This is a genomic window from Pseudomonas sp. DG56-2, assembly GCF_004803755.1.
GTDB classification, from domain to species: Bacteria; Pseudomonadota; Gammaproteobacteria; order Pseudomonadales; family Pseudomonadaceae; genus Aquipseudomonas; species Aquipseudomonas auratipiscis.
The window spans coordinates 2,977,186-2,996,587 of the sequence record NZ_CP032311.1; the positions used below are offsets into that span (position 1 = coordinate 2,977,186).

Consider the following 19,402-nt stretch of genomic DNA (forward strand, 5'->3'; position numbering starts at 1 on the left):
GCTGCCTCTCAGAACTTGGCGTCGCGTTTTTCGACGAAGGCGCGGCGGGTTTCGGCAGAATCGGGGCTGGTGTAGGCCTGCAGGGTGAAACCCTGTTCCCAGCGGTATTTGTCTTCCAGGTTGCCGTCTTCTATGCCGTTGAGGGCTTCCTTGGCCAGGCGGATCATTGCCGGGCTCTTGGCGGCGATCTTGGCGGCGATCTCCAACGCGGTCTCGCGCAGTTGCTCCTTGGCGACCACACGTTCGATAAAGCCGTACTGCGCAGCCTCGGCGGCGCCGATCTTGTCGCCGGTAAAGAACAGGTAGCGAACCTTCTGTACCGGGAACAGCCGTTGCAGGTGTGCACCGCCGCCCATGGCGCCGCGATCGACTTCCGGCAAGGCGAAGGTGGCGCACTCGGAGGCCACGACAATGTCGGCGGCGCCGGTAATTCCAATGCCGCCGCCTAGGACAAAGCCATGCACGGCAACGATCACCGGCACTGGCGAGCGGTGTACGGATTTAAACGCGGCGTAGTTGCCGGCGTTGACCGCAATGATCCGCTCTGGGTGGGCGTCCAGTTCCTTGATATCGACCCCGGCACAAAAACCACGGCCTTCGGCGCGGATGACGATCACCCGCACTTCGGGGTTGGCGCCCAGGGCTTCCACTTGCAGGGCCAGGTCCATCCATTCCTGGCTATCCAGGGCATTGACCGGCGGTTTGGCGAGCACCAGTTCAGCAATGCCCGCGTCGATCTGTGTAGTAAATGCTTGACTCACGATGGTCTTCTCCAATGCTCAGCGGGCGTGTTCAGTACGCGTTGGTCTTCAACTTTCCTGCACCGGTGCAGGCTGACACTCGCGGTGGCGAGCGGTTAAGGCATCCAGGCAGCGCTCGGCCTGCTCGGCAATTTCCTCGATCACTTGCTGGCAACTTTTAAGCTCGGCAATCGCCGCAGCCACCTGGCCACTGGGCAAGATGCCCTCGTCCGGTACGCCATCGATCATCGAGCGCTGCAGTAATACCGGCTGGTTGGCGGCCATGACCGTTTGCGACAGGGTGCCGGGGTCTTCCTTGAGAGCCTGGCGCAGCACTGCGAACAAGTGGCCGAGGCTCATGCCGGTCTGTTGTTTCCATTTCCACGCGCTGCGCAGGGCAATGCGCAGGCGCCCGAAGGCGCTGGCCTGCTCCAGGCGATTGATGAACGGGTTTTCGATCATGCGGTGGCGCATGCCGTCGACGGCGGTGCTCACCCGCACCAACTGCGGGTCGTTGACCTTGAGGTAATGCATCAGGGTGGCCGAAGGTGTCGGCGATTCACGGGTCATCAAGAAACGCGTGCCCATGGCGATGCCCGCAGCGCCGGCCGCCAGCGCGCCAGCCAAGCCGCGGCCGGTGGAATAGCCGCCGGCGGCAATCACCGGCACCGATACGGCGTCCAGTACCTGCGGCAACAGAATCGAACTGGGCACACCACCGGTATGCCCGCCGCCCTCACCGCCCTGAATGGTGATCATGTCGGCGCCCAGTTCCACCGCCTTGAGCGCATGCTTGAGGGCCCCGACCGTAGGAATGCACAACACCCCGGCGGCCTTGAAGCGGGCAATCGTCTGTTTGTCCGGCCCACGGCCATAACTGACCGCACGCAGGCGGTAGCGGATTGCGAGGTCAACGCACTGCCCGGCGTTTTCCTGGAACATGTGAAAGTTCAGGCCGAAGTTGCTGCCACCGGTGGCGGCAATCACCTTGTTGATCTCACCTTCCAGCGCGTCGGCGGCAATGGTTGCCCCGGCCAGAAAGCCGAAACCACCCGCCCGCGTCGTGGCTATCACCAGGTTGGCGTCGGCGACCCAGCCCATAGCTGTCTGCACAATGGGATAACGACAACCCAGAGCATCGGTCAGCGCTGTATTCATCCAGCGGCTCATGCCTGTTCACCACTGGCAGCGACTTTGTTGGCCTTGGCCATGGCCTTGGCATCGAAACCACCGAGCTTGTCGCCCGACAGCAACTCATTGTGCGCATGGGCAAAGTGGTGCCAGGCAAACGCAGCATCCATCGCTGTGCGCTTGCCCTGCAGGTCTTCAACATGGTTGATCGCCTGCTTGGTCAGGGCCAGGCCCATACGGGGCTGGCGCGCGATGATGGCCGCCAGCGCATAGGTTGCCTGCTCCAGCTCATCGCGCGGCAGCACCCGATTGACCATGCCCATCTGGTAGGCACGCTCGGCACTCATGCGGTCGCCGGTAAAGAGAAACTCCTTGGCGATACGCGGGTTCAGCTCGTAGGGGTGGGCAAAATACTCCACCCCCGGAATACCCATGCGTACCACCGGGTCCTGGAAAAACGCATCATCGCTGGCCACGATCAAGTCACAGACCCAGGCCAGCATCAGGCCGCCGGCCACGCATGCCCCCTGAACCATGGCAATGGTCGGTTTGGGCAACTCGCGCCAGCGCCGGCACATGCCCAGGTACACCTCCTGCTCCCGAGCATACAGTTGCTCTCCGCCCGGCTTGTTGGTGTGGTCCCACCACAAATGGGCACGCTCGAATGGCTTATTGATGTCTCGACCCGGAGTACCAATGTCATGGCCGGCAGAAAAGTGCTTGCCTGCCCCGCGCAGGACGATGACTTTAACCGCGTCATCGTCGACGGCCTGGCGCAACGCGGCATCCAGCGCATAGGTCATCTGCGAGTTCTGCGCGTTGTTGAAGCTAGCCCGGTTCATGGTCAGGGTGGCGATACCCTCTGCTGCGCTGTACAACACCGGTTCCTGCGTTTCGTACACCGCGTGGTCTTCACGCTGGACGAACTCATTGTCTGGGCTGTTCATGCTCATGTCCCCTGCCTTACGCCTGGCGAATGCCGGCTGGGTTGCCCTTGATCGCCGCGCTGCGGTAATCGTGGGGATCAAGTCGGCGGATAATTGCCAACTGCTCGGGCGTCGGGTGCGCGGTTTCCTTGAGCGACGGTGACTTGAGCAGCGGGAAGCCGGTGCTTTCCTGCACCTGCTCGAAACTCACTCCGGGATGCAGGCTGCGCACCTGGACCGCACGCTCCGGGCCATCGAAGTCCATCACGCAGAGGTCGGTGATGATCAAGCGAATGTCCATCAGGTCGCGTCGCACCCCTTGTGGCCAACGGTCGGCCTTGAAGCCGACGCCGGAGACCATGTCCACTTCGCCGCTGACAAACACGCGAGGGTTATGGTTGGGCACGAAGAACGAGTTGATGTGGTTGATGCTGTTGCCAGGCAAGCCACGCACACCGAGCATGGCGGCCTTGGGCTTGTGGTAGTCACCCACGCAAGAGAGGTTGCTCTGGCCCCAGCGGTCGATTTGGGTTGGCCCGATCATGGCGTGGCGACGGCCACCCCAGACACACTCGAAGACGCGCTCGAAGTTCAACGAACCGCAATATTTAGGCACGTAATCGCCACGCGGGCCCAATGGAATCGGCTCTTCCACCAGATAGGCCTCGCTGTCGGTCATCAACAATTGCGGGCTGTGGCTGAGCTTTGCCAGGCTCGCTCCCAGACGCGGGATAACCCCCAGGCCCGAGGCGATCAGCTCGCCGTTGCCGCGCCAGGCTTCGCTGGCGGCGACGATCATCAGTTCAGCGAGGGTAAACTCACAGGTAGTCGACATTTTCATCCTCCTCAGAACACTGGCAGGGCCAGGGAGCCCATGCGTTCGGCACCGCCGTTTTTATCCTGGTAAGCCAGTTCGCCGGCCACCACGTACGCTTCGACATAGGCTTGCCAGCCGCCCTCCTCACCCGCACTGGCGGCGTAATGCTTGAGGTGGCTGAGGTCCCAGCCGTATTCGGGTTGGCACGCCGTAGGATGAGCGCCGAACGGTGCATGGATAACGCCGCTGACCAGGTATCGCTCAAAGGTGTTGAAGCGGGCCTGCTCGGCCGTCAGCTCCAGGCGCTCGTGCAGTTGTTCGCAGGACACGAAGCACTGCTGGGCTGCGCGGGCGAACAGATGGTCGAAGTACGGATCCGGGCCGGTCACCAGGGTGTTGCCCAGACGGTCGGCTACGTTGACATGGACAAACGCCACATCGAGATTCAACGCCGGCATGGCCAGCAGCACTTCACCATCGTCATAGGGCGACGCAATGGTTTTCAACGCCGGATTGAGCCGCGTCACATCGGTGGCCAGGCCACAGCGGGTGGGCAGAAACGGCAGGCGCATGGCCGCCGCCCGCAGGCCCCACTGGAACATGCCTTCATCCACCTCCAGCAGTTCCAGGCCACCGGCTTCGCGCGCCTTGCGGTAGTAGGGTTCCAGCGGGATGGCATCGAGGGTGGCAAAACCGAACACCAGCTTCTTGACCTTACCCGCGGCGCACAACATGCCCACTTCCGGGCCGCCATAGGCGACAACGGTAAGGTCCTTGACTGGCGACCGCAGAATCTCGCGGACCACTGCCATCGGCTTGCGCCGCGGTCCCCAACCGCCAAAACCGATGGTCATGCCATCGCGCAGTTGCGCGACCGCATCGGCCGCTGTCATTTGCTTGTTCATTGCTCATCTCCTTGTTGTTGGCCGACTGAAAAGTCATGCCCCCACAGGCTTACGCGGGTAAATTCGAAGGCCGAGTGTTCAGCCCAGTCCACTTGCAGGCCGCCGTAGCCGAACTCCAGGTCGAAGCCGGACGGGGTCTTCATGTAAAACGAGGTCATCAGGTCATTGAGGTGCTGACCGAGGGTCGCCGACAGCGGCACCTTGTGAGCCAGGCGGCGGTCGTGGGCGCGGCCCACTTCGGTCATCGAGTCGACTTCCACCATCACGTGCACGCAGCCTGAAGGCGCGGCAAACTCAGCCAGCGCCAGAGAGTGATGACGGCTGTTACGGCAATGCAGGAAATGAATGCGGATGGGCGGTGCCAGTGGATCGGGACGAAAGTTGAAGATGTCCGAGAGTTCGAAACCGAGCACGTCCTTGGCAAACGCCAGGGTGGCGTCAAAGTCCGGGGCCGGCAGCACGGTATGGCCCAGGCCCATATCCCCGGTAACAAAGCGCGGCACGCCTTGCGGGGAGAAAAACACCTGGCAATCGGAACGGTGTCCCCAGCTCAGTTCATGGCGATTGCCGGAGGGATCGAGCACACTCACCAGCGCTTGCACGCCCCGCTGCTCGATCTCGGCAGCGCTGCCCACCTGCCAGCGCACACCCTTGTGCTCCAGCACCTGCAGCGCCGCGTTGAAGGCACCTTCACTGGGCAACTCCCAACCCGAGGCCAGGTAGCCGGCTTGGCTGCCTTCGACGATGAGCATGCGAAACGGCCGCTGGTCCATCTTCACGTACAGCCCGCCACCGGGCGCGGGTACTACCATCATGCCCAGCACGTCTTCGGCGTAACGTTGCCACTGGCCGAGGTTTTCGATTTGAGCGACGAAGTAGCTCAGCCCGCGGATATCCATCATGCCCTGCTCCTCAATGAATGGACCTGTGTTGGTCTTCATTGTGATGAGAGCGAGCACCGGGCTCATCGTCCGTTGAGACTAAGCCGTTGATCTGTGGGGCAAACGGCGTGGAGGGCGTGTCTAGCGGGCCAAGAACTTGATAAGCAGCAGGTGCAGCGGGTAAAACCAGTAGCCCCAGCGGCCTACACGCCAGATAGCCCTGCCGTAATGACGGTGCAATACAGCCAGGCCAACCGGCGCCGACAACACCGCAACCGCCAACGCCATGAGGGTGATCGGCTCAGCCGGATGGCTGCGCAGCCAGGCGTTGGTCAGGTTCGCCGCCGCTGCGATAAACCCGGGAAAAATCCAGGTTCCGCGCCCGCCGTGCAGCGCCAACAGGAACGCCGACGGCAATACCACCCCCGGCCAGCCGTACATCAGCACATCACTGACCAGCAAAGACAGCGGCAGTACCGCCGCGGCCAGCCAGCGCTGGTGCTGAACGCCCCATGCCAGCAGCAACCCCAGGGTCAACGTCGGCATGATACTGAACGTTCCGGTACTCACATCCAGTGATCGATAAGGCCACTCCGAGAGCACAGAGAAGGCCAGCATCCAGCCCAGATAACGGCCATTGGCAGCGCTGAACAACTGCCCTGGACGCGAGCGTGCCACATTCACCGCAATGGCCAGGCAAAATAGAGGAAACGCCAGGCGGCCGATGACGAACAGCCAATCAGCGGTCGGCCAGATAAAACGCAGGTGATCGGCGACCATCGTGACCATCGCCAGCCACTTGAGCAAATCGAGGCCTGCCGAACGCGGGCTATTCATGAACATCCTTGAATCAATGCAGGGACCAGCTCACAGCCTAAACGAAAAGGCCGGCAAACAGCGCAGCGGCTGCCGGCCAATCGCCGAGCTTCGTCTGAATGGACGATGCAGTTCAACGGATGCTTGATGACACTGGCGGCCAAAGACTTGCGCCCACGAGGATGCCCATGGACGACTCAACCCCACCACCGGTTCTGCTTGAACATCCCCTGCCCGGCGTGGCGTTATTGCGCCTGAACCGGCCCCAGGCCACCAACGCCCTGAGTCTTGAATTGCAAGCTCTGCTTTCCAGGTATTTCACCGAGCTGGCGCACGACCCGCAGGTTCGCTGCATCCTGTTGACCGGTGGTGACAAGGTCTTCGCTGCCGGTGGCGACATAAACAGCTTGGCGGGTGTGGGGCCTATCGATATCTATAAACGTCACACCGAGCGGCTCTGGGCGCCGATTCAGCATTGCCCGAAACCGGTAATTGCGGCGGTGTGCGGCTATGCCTATGGCGGTGGCTGCGAGCTGGCGATGCATGCTGACCTGATCGTCGCCGGGCGCAGCGCGCGCTTCTGTCAGCCGGAAATTCGCATTGGCATCATGCCAGGCATCGGTGGTACCCAGCGCCTGGTACGGGCGGTGGGCAAGGTCAAGGCCATGCGCATGGCCCTGACCGGACAACCGATCAGCGCCGAAGAAGCCTGGGTAGCGGGCCTGGTCAGCGACCTGGTGGACGACGACCAGGTACAAGCCAAAGCCCTGGAGCTGGCCGCAGTCATCGCCGCCATGCCAGCACTGGCTGCCGAACAGATCAAAGAAGTGATCCTCGCTGGCATGGATGCACCGCTGGAGGCTGGATTGGCCCTTGAACGCAAGGCCAACGCCCTGCTGTTCGCCTCGCGCGACCAGAAGGAAGGCATGCAAGCCTTCATCGAAAAGCGCCCGGCGCGATTCGACGGTCATTGAACAGCCTGGGATAACGCACGCCCAGGCCAAGGCCGCACCGCCTAGCGCAAAACGATTAGATAATGCGCTGCGCTTTCAACGCCTCGATCCGCTCGATCTCGATGCCCCAGTCGGCCAGGATAGCTTCACTGTCCGCCCCGCTCGGCCGTGGGGCGCTCGGGGTTGTAGGTACGCTGCGACTGAAGCGCGGTGCAGGCGCCGGCTGCAACACCCCATCCACGCGAATAAAGGTTTCGCGCTCGATATTGTGCGGATGCTCTGCTGCCTCGTCCCAATCCAGTACCGGAGCAAAACAGGCATCAGTACCTTCGAGCAATGCACACCACTGCTGCCGCGTCTGCGTCATGAACAACTCGCTCATGCGCTCCTTGAGCGGTGCCCAAGCTGACTTGTCCCGCTGGGTATGGAACGCCGGGTCGGTGATGTTGCACAGCTTGAGCAACAAAGAATAGAACTGCGGTTCGATGGCTCCAATGGCGATGAACTTGCCATCGGCACAACGATACGTGTCGTAGAAGTGTGCGCCGCCATCGAGCAGGTTGTCGCCCCGCTCATTGTTCCAGGCCCCCGCGGCCTTGAACCCGTACATCATCGCCGAGAGCAACGCGGTGCCATCGGTCATGGCCGCATCGACCACCTGGCCTTTGCCCGAACTGCGCGCCTCGGTAAGCGCGCAGAGCACGCCATAGCCCAACAGCATGCCGCCGCCACCAAAGTCACCCACGTAATTCAACGGCACCACCGGCTTTTCGCCTGCACGGCCAATGGCATGCAAGGCGCCGGCAATCGCAATGTAGTTGATATCGTGGCCCGCCGCGTGCGCCAGAGGCCCGAACTGGCCCCAGCCGGTCATGCGTCCGTAGACCAGCCGCGGGTTACGCGCCAGGCACACATCCGGTCCCAGGCCCATTCGCTCCATCACGCCAGGGCGAAAGCCCTCGATGAGGATATCGGCCTTGGCGATCAATTCCAGGACGGTGTCGGTGGCACCCTCTGCACGCATGTCGATGGCCAGCGAACGACGACCGCGATTGAGCACCTGCACACGGCTGTTGTCGGTGGCCTCGGCCTTTACCGGCTTTTCGATACGAATCACCTCGGCACCCATATCTGCCAACATCATCGCGCAAAAGGGCGCCGGCCCAAGCCCTGCCATCTCTACGACTTTCAACCCCGCCAACGGACCTGACATTGCGCTACACCTTTGTGGTTGTTTAATGACGTCAAGCCTAGTGCCTGCGCCTGCCGCGACAATCGTTCGAACGAACCAAAGCCACCCCTGCAGCCGCCACACCGATAGTGCGCAAACGAGGCGTATGGTTCGTTCGATCTACTGCCATTGCCCACCCCGTCCTTTAGTGTGCAGTTTCCAAGACCTGCAACGTCAAGGTGGGTGAACACACCCGTTACGCATAACAATAACCAAGGTGGATTCATGAAACACGTCTTCAAACCCCTGCTGCTGGCTGCAACAATCGCTGCCATCAACAGCCCGATGCTGTACGCAGCCGAGCCTGCCCTCAACCAACCTGCCTCAAGCCAGACGATCAGCAGCAACAAGGCGGTTCTGAGCCAGTTGCCGTTTACCGATCGCGCTGACTACGAGTCTGTCAGTCGCGGTTTGATCGCAACATTCAACGGTCAGATCAAACGCGCCGACGGTAAGGTGGTTTGGGACACCACTGCGTATCAGTTCCTCGACAAAGACCAGGTGCCCGACAGTGTCAACCCGAGCCTGTGGCGCCTGGGCCAGTTGAACAGCCATGCCGGCTTGTTCCAGGTTTCCGAGCGCATTTACCAGTTGCGCGGGATGGACGTATCGAACATGACCGTGATCGAAGGCGATCAGGGCCTGATCATCATCGACCCGCTGACTGTTTCCGAAACGGCTCGCACCGCACTGGACCTGTACTATCAGCACCGTCCGAAAAAGCCGGTGGTTGCGGTAATCTACAGCCACACGCATGCCGATCACTTCGGCGGCGTCAAAGGCATTGTCGACGACGCCGACGTGCAGTCGGGCAAGGTGAAAATCTACGCGCCGAGTGGTTTCATGGAACATGTGGTCAGCGAGAATATCTTCGCCGGTACCGCCATGAGCCGCCGCGCCTTGTACCAGTTCGGCAGCCTGCTGCCGCGCGGTGAAAAGGGCCAGGTCGATGCCGGCATGGGCAAATCGACCCCCGTGGGTGGCACGATCACCCTGATCGCACCGACCGTATCGATCAAGGACCCTTACGAAACTCACCGTATCGACGGCGTCGATGTCGAGTTCCAGCTGACCCCCGGCACCGAAGCACCTTCTGAGATGAACATGTACCTGCCGCAACTGCGCGCGTTGTGCATGTCTGAAAACACCACGCAAATGATGCACAACATCCTCACCCCGCGTGGTGCCCTGGTGCGCGATGCCAAGGCTTGGGCGCAGTACATCGATGCCAGCCTCGAGCGCTACGGCGACAAGACCGACGTCATGTTCGTTTCGCACAACTGGCCGACCTGGACCGGTGAACGCGTGCGCACCCTGCTCGCTGACCAGCGTGACATGTATGCGTTTCTCAACGACCGCACCTTGCACCTGCTCAACCAGGGCCTGACCCCCGCGGAAATTGCCGCGGACATGCAGAAACTGCCGGGCGACCTGGAGAATAAGTGGTACACCCGGGGCTACTACGGCTCCCTGAGCCACAACTCGCGGGCGGTGTACCAGCGTTACCTCGGCTACTACGACGGCAACCCGGCAAACCTTAACCCACTGCCACCCGAGCAAGCCGCCGAACATTTCGTCAAGGCTTTGGGAGGCCTGGCGCCGGCCATGGAGAAAATGAAGGAAGCACTGGCCAACGCCGAGTATCGCTGGGCTGTGCAACTGGGCAACAACCTGGTGTTCTTCGCTCCCGACAACCAAGAGGCGCGCGAGCTTCAGGCCCGGGCCATGGAGCAATTGGGTTATCAGAGCGAGAACGCGCTGTGGCGTAACATGTACCTGACCGGGGCCATGGAGCTGCGTCACGGTGTGCCGCAGTACCAGGGCGTCAGCAGCTCCCCGGACATGATCCAGGCCATGTCACCGTCGATGTTCTTCGATTACCTGGCCGTGCGCCTGGATTCGCAGAAGGCCCAGGGTCACGACATGACCTTGAACTGGGTGTTCAGCGACCTCGACCAGCCGTTTGCATTGACTTTGCGCAATGGCGTGCTGACGCACCGCTCGGGCAATCACAACCCGCAGGCTGCGGTCACCGTGACAATGGATAAGGCCACGCTGGATAAAATCAGCCTGCGCCAACTGGACTTCCCAACGGCCATCAAGCAAGGCGATATCCACATCCAGGGTGACAGCAAGAAGCTCGGCGAACTGCTGGGCATGCTCGATACCTTCACCCCTACGTTCAATATCGTCACACCTTAAGAAATTTTCGCGGGGCTTGGCGCCCCGCGATTCCTTTTCCCCATTGCGGGGAGAGCCCGCGCCTAGCGGTTCAGAGTTTGGCGCGTTCGGTCAGTTGCCGCGCAGGTATTGCCAGCAGCAACACCAGCACACCCACAATCAGTACACCACCAATCAGATCGAAGGCCAGGTACAAATCCCCGGTCGCTGACTTGATCGCACCAACGGCAATCTGGCTGACAACGCCCGCCAGGCCACCAATGCAACTGATCACCGCAATTCCGACCGGAGCCGCTGCAGGCGTAAGCAGTGCTGGGGGAATGGTCCAGAACAACGACAGCGAAGTCAGTGACGCTGCTGCGCCGACACTCATCAGCACCACCGAGGCAACCAGATTGCCTTGTGCCGGCCCCAGCAAAAAGAAACAACTGGCACCGACCATTACCGTCACCGCCACATGCCAGCGCCGCTCAAGGCGCTTGTCGGAGCTGCGCGCCAGTAGGTACATGCCCACCAGGGCCAGCAGGTAGGGAATGCTCGCGAGCATGCCAATGGTCTTGAGATTCTCCACGCCGAAGCCGCGGATCAGCGTGGGCATCCAGTACGAAACGGTATTCGAGCCGCTGTACAGGCAAAAGAACACCAATCCGGCAATGTACACCCGCGGGTTGCGCAGTACCTGGGCAAGGCTGGCATGGGCACTACCGGCGACCTGTCCCTGGGCCAGGGCGTTGGCCAACAGGTGCTTCTCGCGGGTGCTCAGCCACGGCGCGTCGGCCGGTTTGTCGACCAGCCAGAACCAGCCAAACAACCCCAGCAACATCGCCGGCACCCCCTCGAATACAAACAGCACCTGCCAGTCTCGCAAGCCCATGAAGCCGCCGAAATGACTCATGATATAGCCCGCCAGCGGCCCGCTGACGATTCCGGCGATCATCGCTGCCATTAGAAACACTGCGGTGATGCGCGCTCGCAACGCTGCAGGGAACCAGAAGGTCAGGTAAAGGATGACGCCCGGGAAGAACCCGGCCTCGGCAACCCCGAGCAGAAACCGTGCGGCAATCAACTGTCCCGGCGTGGTGACAAAGGCCGTTGCCACGGTCACCGCCCCCCACAGCACCATGATTCGAGTCAGCGTGGCTCGCGCGCCAATGCGCTGCAGATACATGTTGCTTGGCACTTCGAAGAGGATGTAGCCGAGGTAGAAAATCCCTGCACCAATGCCGTAGGCAGCATCGGTAAGGGCAATGTCTTCGGCCATGCGCAGCTTGGCGAAGGACACGTTCAAGCGATCGATGGTGTTGATGGCATAGGCCAGGAACAGGTACGGCAGCAGGCGCAGAATTACTTTGCGGTACACCGCGCGGGTTTGCTGCTCATCCTGCTCGGCCGCAGCCGGCAGTACGACGGCGTCATTCATGGAGCACTCCTTGGCTGACAGTTGCGCAGGCCGCCGACGTTGCACACGCCAGCGGCCAGGGACAGGAAGGTCGATTAGAGAGAGGCTTGCAGCTCAGGCACCGCCTCGAACAGGTCAGCCACCAGGCCGTAATCGGCAACCTGGAAGATCGGTGCGTCTTCATCCTTGTTGATCGCCACGATTACCTTGGAGTCTTTCATCCCTGCCAGGTGCTGAATCGCACCCGAAATGCCGACGGCAATGTACAACTGTGGCGCAACGATTTTGCCGGTCTGCCCGACCTGCATGTCGTTGGCGACAAAACCGGCGTCAACCGCCGCACGCGAAGCGCCCACCCCTGCGCCAAGCTTGTCGGCCAGGCTGTACAGGTGCTTGAAGTTGTCACCGTTCTGCATGCCGCGACCGCCCGACACGACGATCTTCGCTGCGGTCAGCTCCGGCCGATCAGAGCTGGCCAAGGCCTCGGCAACAAAGCAGGAGACCTGCTCACAAGGCACACTGGCCACCGGCTGCACGCGGGCTTGCCCAGCAGCCGAGCATCCCGCACTGGCAAACGCGGTACCGCGCACCGTGATGACCTTGATCGGCGCACTCGACTGTACCGTGGCGATGGCGTTGCCCGCGTAGATCGGCCGCTTGAAGGTGTCAGCCGAGACCACCGCGGTAATCTCGGAGATCTGATCGACATCGAGCAGCGCCGCTACCCGTGGCAGAAGGTTCTTGCCATTGGAGGTGGCCGGTGCCAGCACATGGCTGTAGCCCGCGGCCAACTCAACGATCAGCGGCGCCAGGTTTTCCGCCAACTGATGCGCATACGCTGCATCGTTGGCCACCAGCACAGTACTGACACCGTCGATGGCCTGCGCGGCACTAACAGCGCCGTCGATATCGGCACCGGCCACCAACACATGCACCTCAGCACCGATTTGCTGTGCGGCCGTGACCGTGTTCAAGGTGGCGGCGGCAAGTTCAGCGTGGCTGTGTTCTGCAATAACCAGGATTGTCATCAGATTACCTTCGCCTCGTTCTTCAGTTTCTCAACCAGTTCCGCCACCGACTTGACCTTGATCCCGGCACTGCGGGTAGCCGGTGCTTCTACGTTCAAGGTGCTGACTGTCGATGCCGTGCTCACACCTAGCGCTTGTGGGGTGACAGTCTCCAGCGGCTTCTTCTTGGCCTTCATGATGTTTGGCAGCGACGCATAGCGCGGCTCGTTCAGGCGCAGGTCGGTGGTGACGATTGCAGGCAGGTTCAACGCTATCGTCTGCAAGCCACCGTCGATTTCGCGGGTGACGTTGACCTTGTCGCCAGCGACTTCGACCTTGGAGGCAAACGTGCCTTGGGCATAACCGCTCAGCGCAGCGAGCATCTGGCCGGTCTGGTTGTTGTCACTGTCGATGGCTTGCTTGCCAAGGATCACCAGTTGCGGTTGTTCTTTGTCGGCCACAGCCTTGAGCAGCTTGGCCACGGCCAGGGAACCCAGTTCATCGGCCGATTCCACCAGCACGGCGCGATCAGCACCCAGGGCCAATGCCGTGCGCAGTTGCTCCTGCGCGGCGCCAGGGCCTACACAGACCACCACGACCTCACTGGCCACACCCTGCTCTTTCAGGCGTACAGCCTCCTCGACGGCGATTTCGCAGAAGGGGTTGAGGGCCATTTTTACGTTGCTCAGGTCAACGCCGCTGTTATCCGCCTTGACGCGGACCTTGACGTTGAAATCGACTACGCGTTTGACGGCTACGAGGACTTTCATCGCAGAACTCCAAAATGCCGGGCCCGCAGGCCCGGGAAACAAGACGTCAGGCTCAGGCGACCTGCAGTAGCCGGGCGTATGCCTGCAGATGATGATCGTCGTCACCGAACTGGTGGCTGATCATCACTAAGTGCTTGGCATGGTGCGACAGCACATATTCCTGAGTCAGACCGATACCGCCGTGCAGTTGGATCGCCTGTTCGCAGATGAAACGGCCAGCACGGGTTACCACATACTTGGCGGCAGCCAGGGTACGGCTGCGTTCATCGCTATCGGCTTGATCGGCCGCGCAGGCGGCCAGCATCGCCATGGAGGTGGCCTGGTCCAGTTCCGAGCGCATGTCGACCATGCGGTGTTGCAGGACCTGGAAGCTGCCGATTGGCTGACCGAACTGCTTGCGTGTCTTGAGGTAGTCCAGGGTCAGGCTGCAGGCTTCTTCCATGCTACCCACCGCTTGTGCACACTGCGCGGCAATGGCGCGGCCCTGTTGGTAACGCAGTGCACTGAACGCCTTGCCGGGCTGGCCAAGCACCTTGTCGTTGGCCACGAAGACGCCATCAAGCAGCAACTCGCAGGCTGTCACACCATCGATAGTCGGGTACACACGGCGGGTCACGCCCGCCGCTGTTGGATCGACCAGGAACAGGCTGATACCGTCTTCGTCGCGCTCACCTGCAGCCGAACGCGCCGATACCACAATCAGCCCCGCCGTCTGCCCGCCGATCACCACCGCCTTTTTCCCGGACAAGGTCCAGCCCCCGTCCACCGCTTGGGCACGGGTCTGTACATCGTTGAGGTGGTAGTGACTCTGCGCTTCTTCGAAGGCTACGGCCAACTGCAGTTGGGCACTGGCAACCTGGGTCAGCAGTTGGTCTTTCTGCTCGTTACTGCCCAGTTGCTCAAGCAGGCCACCGGCAAAGATCACCGAGTGCAGATAAGGCTCCAGGCACAACCCACGGCCGAGCTCGTTCATCACCAGCATGGTATCGACACCGCCGCCGCCAAAACCGCCGAACGCTTCGGCAAACGGTACGGCCGTCAGCCCCAACTCACCCAGCTGCGCCCAGAACGGGCGGCTGAAGCCCGCTTCGCTGTGGCGAAAGCTTTCGCGCTGTTCAAAGCCATAACCCTCACGTACCAGGCGGGCCACGGTGTCCTGCAGCATTTGCTGCTCTTCAGTCAATTTGAAATCCATGATCGGAGCAACCCCTTACAGTTCGAGAATCATTTTCGAGACGATGTTCTTCTGAATCTCGTTGGAGCCGCCGTAGATCGAGAGCTTGCGCATGATGAAATACTGGCTGGCCAACGTTGCGCTGTAGTCGGTATGCAACAACTCACCGGCATAGCTCTGCTCCAGCTCCTCTTCCAGAAACGGCAGCGCATAGGGGCCGATGACTTTGCGCAACAGGTGGGTGATGGCCTGGCGGATTTCGGTGCCCTTGACCTTGAGCAGCGAGCTTTGCGCGCCGGTTTCGCCCCCTTCCTGGCTGGCGGCAAGAATGCGCAGATTGCTCATTTCGGTGGCCTTCAGCTGAATCTCCACCTCGGCGATCTGCGCGCGCAGCAGCGGGTTGTCCAGCAGTGGCTTGCCGTCACACAGTTGCTCTTGGGCAATCGCCTTGAGCTGGGCAATCAACGCCTTGGAGAAGCCGACCCCGGCAAGACCGGTGCGCTCGTGGGTGAGCAGGTATTTGGCGCAGGTCCACCCCTGGTTCTCTTCACCTACAAGGTTCGCCACCGGCACCCGCACGTTGTCGAAGAACACTTCGTTGACTTCGTGCTCGCCATCGAGAGTGACAATCGGGCGCACGGTAATGCCTGGCGTTTTCATGTCGATCAGCAGAAAGGAAATGCCGCGCTGCGCCTTGGCCTCAGGGTCGGTGCGCACCAGGCAGAAAATCCAGTCGGCGTGTTGGGCCAGCGTGGTCCAGGTTTTCTGGCCGTTGACCACATAGTGATCGCCGTCACGCACGGCTCGGGTTTTCAGCGATGCCAGGTCGGAGCCTGAACCGGGTTCCGAATAGCCCTGCGCCCACCAGTCGGTGCCATCGAGAATTCGCGGCAGATAGTGAGCCTTCTGCTCCGGGGTGCCGAACTTGATGATCACCGGCCCGACCATGACCACACCGAACGGCAATACGCGCGGCGCACCGAACTGGGCGCACTCTTCATCGAAGATGTGCTTCTGGATCACACTCCAGCCCGTACCGCCCAGCTCTACCGGCCAACCGTTGGCGTACCAGCCACGCGCGTTGAGGGTGTTCATCCAGTCGCAGATATCGGCCTTGGACTGACGTTTGCCAAGCTTGACCTTGGCTGCCAGGCTCGCCGGCAGTTTTTCACGCAGAAAGCTTCTTACCTCCTCACGGAAGGCAAGTTCATCGGGTGTGAAGTGGATGTCCATCGAGACTCCTCGAGCAGTCGAGACGCACAGTCAGACCCTCGGCGTCGAGGGCCGTCTGCGCGTGGTTTCTTGTTGTTATGCGAACCTGCGGTGAGTATTGAATGACTCACCTGTCGAGGCTCTAGATCGTTCGGACCAATTTGCGCCCGTACTTCCTTTCCCGGGTACGCACTCAGAGCGCGTTTTCGCTACCCAGGAACGCGGTTACCTGGCTCGACAACGTGCCACCGTTGCCATGCAGCAAAGCGATGTCGGCTTTTTTCAGTTGCCGCGCCCCTGCCTCGCCACGGATCTGACGTACCGCCTCGATGATCATGAACAGGCCGTACATGCCGGGGTGAACGCAGGAAAGGCCGCCACCGTTGGTGTTTACCGCCAGACCGCCGCCGGGCGCGATATGCCCGCCCTGAACGAAGCGTCCGCCTTCACCCTTCGGGCAAAAGCCAAGGTCTTCGAGAAACAGGATGGTGTTGATGGTGAAAGCATCGTAGAGCATCACCAGATCGATATCGGCGTGACTCACACCAGCCATTTCCATCGCACGCGGCCCGCTCTCGGAGGCTGCCGTCACGGTGAGATCGGGCATTGCCACGACCGAACGGTGCCACTGCGCGCCAGCAGCGCCGAGAAAGTAGGCAGGCTTGCGCTGCAAGTCACGGGCGCGATCGGCACGCACCAGCACACAGGCGGCGCCGCCATCGGTAACCAGGCAGCAGTCGGCGGACGACAACGGATCGCTGACCATGCGACTGGCCATGACATCATCCAGGCTCAACGGACCACGGGCGAAGGCTTCCGGATTGAGGTTGGCCCACTGGCGTGCCGACACCGCGACTTCGCCGAGCATCTCCCGGGTAGTGCCGTACTGATGCATATGGCGGCTGGCCGCCAGGCTGTAGGAAGTGATCGGGTGGCGCGGTTTGTAGAACGCCTCGTGCCATTGCGGTTCGCTCATCGAAACCAGGCGGCCACCGGCAGTACGCTGGTTGGAGCCGTAGCAGACCAACGCGGCGTTGCACAGGCCGGCTTCCAGCGCCAGGGTCGCTTGCAGCAGATGCATCTCGAAGCTGGAACCACCGATATTGGTGCCATCCACATAGGACGGTTTGATCCCCAGGTATTCGGCCACCGATAGCGTCGGAAAGGCATGGGAGCTGGTGGCGGCAAAAATACCGTCGATATCCTGCAACTGCAGGCCAGCATCGGCGATGGCCTGCAGCGACGCCTGGCCGAGCAACTCCATGGCACTGAAACCCTTGGCCTCGCCGACCCCGGCGGTACCGATGCCGACAATGGCAGTCTTGCCACGAATAGCCTGGTTCATGCCGCGACCTCCTCAATCACATCAAAGACCACCATAGCGACGCCCTCCTCCTCGATGATCCGTGCCTTGACGCGGCTGCCGATCGGCGCCGTTTCACGGCCTTCGATGCGCGACATCATCCGCGGGCCTTCGTCGAGATCGATCAGTGCCACGTTGTGGCTGCCGTTGCGTGCACGGTTGACGGTGATGGCGTAGAGCGTGCCGGTACCCTTGGCTTGCTCCCATACCAGGTCGGTTTCACCGGTGCCTGGAATCAGCACCCGCGGATAGAACACATAGCGGCCGCTGGACAGGCTGCGCTGCAGCATGAAACGGCCCTGGGCAAGAAATTCGAGGTACTGCTCCTGCGGGCCAAGCGTGGCCGCAGCCGTGGCTAAGACGTCACTCATGCGTTGCTCCAATGAGATGAATCATTTATTGGTTGTCAGGTTTGCTGGTCGGTGCGCCTGCGGTCGCGACGAAAATCGCGTTGCCCTTGGCAATTAGGCGCTCGCCGTCCTTGAGCACACAGCTGGCATTGGCAAGACGTGCACCGATCTTCTGGATCTCGACCGTGGACTCGACCCATGACCCGGGGTATGCCGGGCTGAGGTACTCGATGTTCAGGCAGACCGTCACCGGCGGCACTTCGGTTTGCGTCGTCAACTTGATCGCCATGCCAAACGAGGTATCGATCAAGGTCGCGAGCATTCCGCCATGAGCAAAACCCAATGGATTCAAATGACTTTGGGCAATCCGGGCGCCCATGCTGCGGCGCTGGCGATTGACATAAATGGCTCCGATCGAAGGGACAAAACCGCTGCCCTGCATGGGCTCGAAGCCTTCGGGTACATCAGTGCCCGGCACGGGGGCATGACCGGGATGAAGTGCTGGGGTATGCATGTTCGCTCCTCCTACAGGCTCAACCCATCAAGTTCCGGGCACGGTGCAGACTGTCGCGACACTCGCGAACCATGCGCTCGATCAGCTCGGCGCAGGTCGGTACATCGTCGATCAAGCCAACGCATTGGCCGGCGGTGATGATCCCGTCCTCGTGCTGCCCGGATTCCAGCGCCGCACGCCCACGGGCACCGGCCACCAGGTGGCGGATGTCCTCGAACTGCGCGTTGCCACGCTTCTCGATGCTCACCACCTCCTCGGAAATCGGGTTGCGCAACACCCGAGCGGTATTGTGCAAGGTGCGGAAAATCAGACGCGTATCGCGCTCACTGGCCGCCACCAAGGCCTGCTTGATGTGGTCATGGATCGGCGCTTCACGGGTAGCGCAAAAACGCGTGCCCATGTTCACCCCTTCCGCGCCCAGGGTCAGTGCCGCGGCCATGCCGACACCATCGGCAATCCCCCCGGAGGCGATCACCGGCACGCTCAGTTGACGGGCCGCCAGTGGGATCAGCACCAACCCCGGAATATCATCTTCACCAGGGTGCCCGGCACACTCGAAACCATCGATCGACACCGCGTCGACACCCAGGCGCTGCACGGTCAGGGCATGACGAACTGCCACGCATTTGTGGATCACCGTCAGCCCTGCCGCTTTGGCGCGGGTGATGATTTCACCCGGGTTGTTGCCAGCCGTCTCCAAGACCTTTACGCCGCTGTCGATAATTGCCTGCAGGTAGAGCGCGTAAGGCGGCGGGTTGATCGACGGCAGCAAGGTCAGGTTCACCCCAAACGGCTTGTCGGTCATTTGTCGGCAGCGGGCGATCTCCGCCGACAGCGCGTCAGGCGTAGGCTGGGTCAGTGCGGTCAGTATCCCCAGGCCACCGGCATTGGACACGGCGGCGGCCATCTCGGCGCGGCCAACCCACATCATGCCACCCTGAATGATCGGGTAACGAATTCCCAGCAACTCGGTAATGCGCGTTTTCATAAGCGTCTCTCGTCTCGGTGCGCGCTCGCAGGCTGGCGCGTCAG

The 19,402-nt window shown here is 61.4% G+C and carries 19 protein-coding genes; 2 read left to right on the plus strand and 17 right to left on the minus strand.

All coding sequences use genetic code 11. From position 1 onward, the window contains the following. Window positions 1–8: 8 nt before the first annotated feature. The 7 genes from D3Z90_RS13350 to D3Z90_RS13380 form a co-directional block, all read right to left on the minus strand. Window positions 9–761: an enoyl-CoA hydratase family protein gene (locus D3Z90_RS13350; RefSeq protein ID WP_136476268.1), complete on the minus strand. Its 753-nt coding sequence runs from the start codon at window positions 759–761 to the stop codon at window positions 9–11. Between the two features lie 48 nt (window positions 762–809). Continuing rightward, a complete protein-coding gene (locus D3Z90_RS13355) occupies window positions 810–1,910 on the minus strand; it encodes a nitronate monooxygenase family protein (RefSeq protein ID WP_136476270.1) in 1,101 nt (366 codons plus the stop codon). Continuing rightward, window positions 1,907–2,818, minus strand: a complete 912-nt coding sequence (locus tag D3Z90_RS13360) for an enoyl-CoA hydratase (RefSeq protein ID WP_136478949.1) — start codon at window positions 2,816–2,818, stop codon at window positions 1,907–1,909. The genes D3Z90_RS13355 and D3Z90_RS13360 overlap by 4 nt, the downstream gene beginning before the upstream one ends. A 16-nt stretch (window positions 2,819–2,834) precedes the next feature. Continuing rightward, entirely contained in the window at window positions 2,835–3,632 is a 798-nt protein-coding gene (locus D3Z90_RS13365) for a CoA-transferase subunit beta (RefSeq protein ID WP_136476272.1), read from the minus strand. Between the two features lie 11 nt (window positions 3,633–3,643). Then, window positions 3,644–4,519, minus strand: a complete 876-nt coding sequence (locus tag D3Z90_RS13370) for a CoA transferase subunit A (protein ID WP_136476274.1) — start codon at window positions 4,517–4,519, stop codon at window positions 3,644–3,646. Continuing rightward, entirely contained in the window at window positions 4,516–5,421 is a 906-nt protein-coding gene (locus D3Z90_RS13375) for a VOC family protein (RefSeq protein ID WP_136476276.1), read from the minus strand. Before D3Z90_RS13375 ends, D3Z90_RS13370 begins: the two co-directional genes overlap by 4 nt. A gap of 120 nt (window positions 5,422–5,541) precedes the next feature. Further along, complete coding sequence (locus D3Z90_RS13380; RefSeq protein WP_136476277.1) at window positions 5,542–6,237, minus strand: TraX family protein; 696 nt, start codon at window positions 6,235–6,237, stop codon at window positions 5,542–5,544. Between the two features lie 167 nt (window positions 6,238–6,404). Here D3Z90_RS13380 and D3Z90_RS13385 point away from each other — a divergent pair, with 167 nt between their 5' ends. Further along, a complete protein-coding gene (locus tag D3Z90_RS13385; protein WP_136476279.1) occupies window positions 6,405–7,190 on the plus strand; it encodes an enoyl-CoA hydratase in 786 nt (261 codons plus the stop codon). A gap of 55 nt (window positions 7,191–7,245) precedes the next feature. Here D3Z90_RS13385 and D3Z90_RS13390 read toward each other — a convergent pair whose 3' ends face one another. After that, a complete protein-coding gene (locus D3Z90_RS13390) occupies window positions 7,246–8,382 on the minus strand; it encodes a CaiB/BaiF CoA-transferase family protein (protein WP_136476281.1) in 1,137 nt (378 codons plus the stop codon). A gap of 243 nt (window positions 8,383–8,625) precedes the next feature. On the opposite strand from D3Z90_RS13390, the gene D3Z90_RS13395 reads away from it, so the two are divergent. Then, window positions 8,626–10,602 (plus strand): alkyl sulfatase dimerization domain-containing protein, encoded by a 1,977-nt coding sequence (locus D3Z90_RS13395; protein ID WP_136476283.1) that lies wholly within the window; start codon window positions 8,626–8,628, stop codon window positions 10,600–10,602. A gap of 70 nt (window positions 10,603–10,672) precedes the next feature. On the opposite strand, the gene D3Z90_RS13400 is transcribed toward D3Z90_RS13395, so the two are convergent. From D3Z90_RS13400 to D3Z90_RS13440, 9 genes are all read right to left on the minus strand, one after another. After that, window positions 10,673–12,001, minus strand: coding sequence for an MFS transporter (locus tag D3Z90_RS13400; protein WP_136476285.1), 1,329 nt, complete (start codon window positions 11,999–12,001; stop codon window positions 10,673–10,675). 74 nt (window positions 12,002–12,075) lie between these two features. Beyond that, window positions 12,076–13,008: an electron transfer flavoprotein subunit alpha/FixB family protein gene (locus D3Z90_RS13405; protein WP_136476287.1), complete on the minus strand. Its 933-nt coding sequence runs from the start codon at window positions 13,006–13,008 to the stop codon at window positions 12,076–12,078. Further along, window positions 13,008–13,757, minus strand: a complete 750-nt coding sequence (locus tag D3Z90_RS13410; RefSeq protein ID WP_136476289.1) for an electron transfer flavoprotein subunit beta/FixA family protein — start codon at window positions 13,755–13,757, stop codon at window positions 13,008–13,010. Before D3Z90_RS13410 ends, D3Z90_RS13405 begins: the two co-directional genes overlap by 1 nt. 52 nt (window positions 13,758–13,809) lie before the next feature. Beyond that, entirely contained in the window at window positions 13,810–14,952 is a 1,143-nt protein-coding gene (locus D3Z90_RS13415) for an acyl-CoA dehydrogenase family protein (RefSeq protein WP_136476291.1), read from the minus strand. 15 nt (window positions 14,953–14,967) lie between these two features. Next, the gene (locus D3Z90_RS13420; protein WP_136476293.1) at window positions 14,968–16,164 is read right to left on the minus strand and encodes an acyl-CoA dehydrogenase family protein; all 1,197 of its coding nucleotides are present in this window, start codon (window positions 16,162–16,164) and stop codon (window positions 14,968–14,970) included. Between the two features lie 172 nt (window positions 16,165–16,336). Then, window positions 16,337–17,488, minus strand: coding sequence for a thiolase (locus D3Z90_RS13425; protein WP_136476294.1), 1,152 nt, complete (start codon window positions 17,486–17,488; stop codon window positions 16,337–16,339). Further along, the gene (locus D3Z90_RS13430; RefSeq protein WP_136476296.1) at window positions 17,485–17,877 is read right to left on the minus strand and encodes a Zn-ribbon domain-containing OB-fold protein; all 393 of its coding nucleotides are present in this window, start codon (window positions 17,875–17,877) and stop codon (window positions 17,485–17,487) included. Before D3Z90_RS13430 ends, D3Z90_RS13425 begins: the two co-directional genes overlap by 4 nt. Before the next feature lie 25 nt (window positions 17,878–17,902). Then, window positions 17,903–18,370 (minus strand): PaaI family thioesterase, encoded by a 468-nt coding sequence (locus D3Z90_RS13435; RefSeq protein ID WP_136476298.1) that lies wholly within the window; start codon window positions 18,368–18,370, stop codon window positions 17,903–17,905. Between the two features lie 19 nt (window positions 18,371–18,389). Then, on the minus strand, window positions 18,390–19,358 hold the full coding sequence (locus D3Z90_RS13440; protein WP_136476300.1) for a nitronate monooxygenase family protein: 969 nt from the start codon (window positions 19,356–19,358) through the stop codon (window positions 18,390–18,392). Window positions 19,359–19,402: the final 44 nt, after the last annotated feature.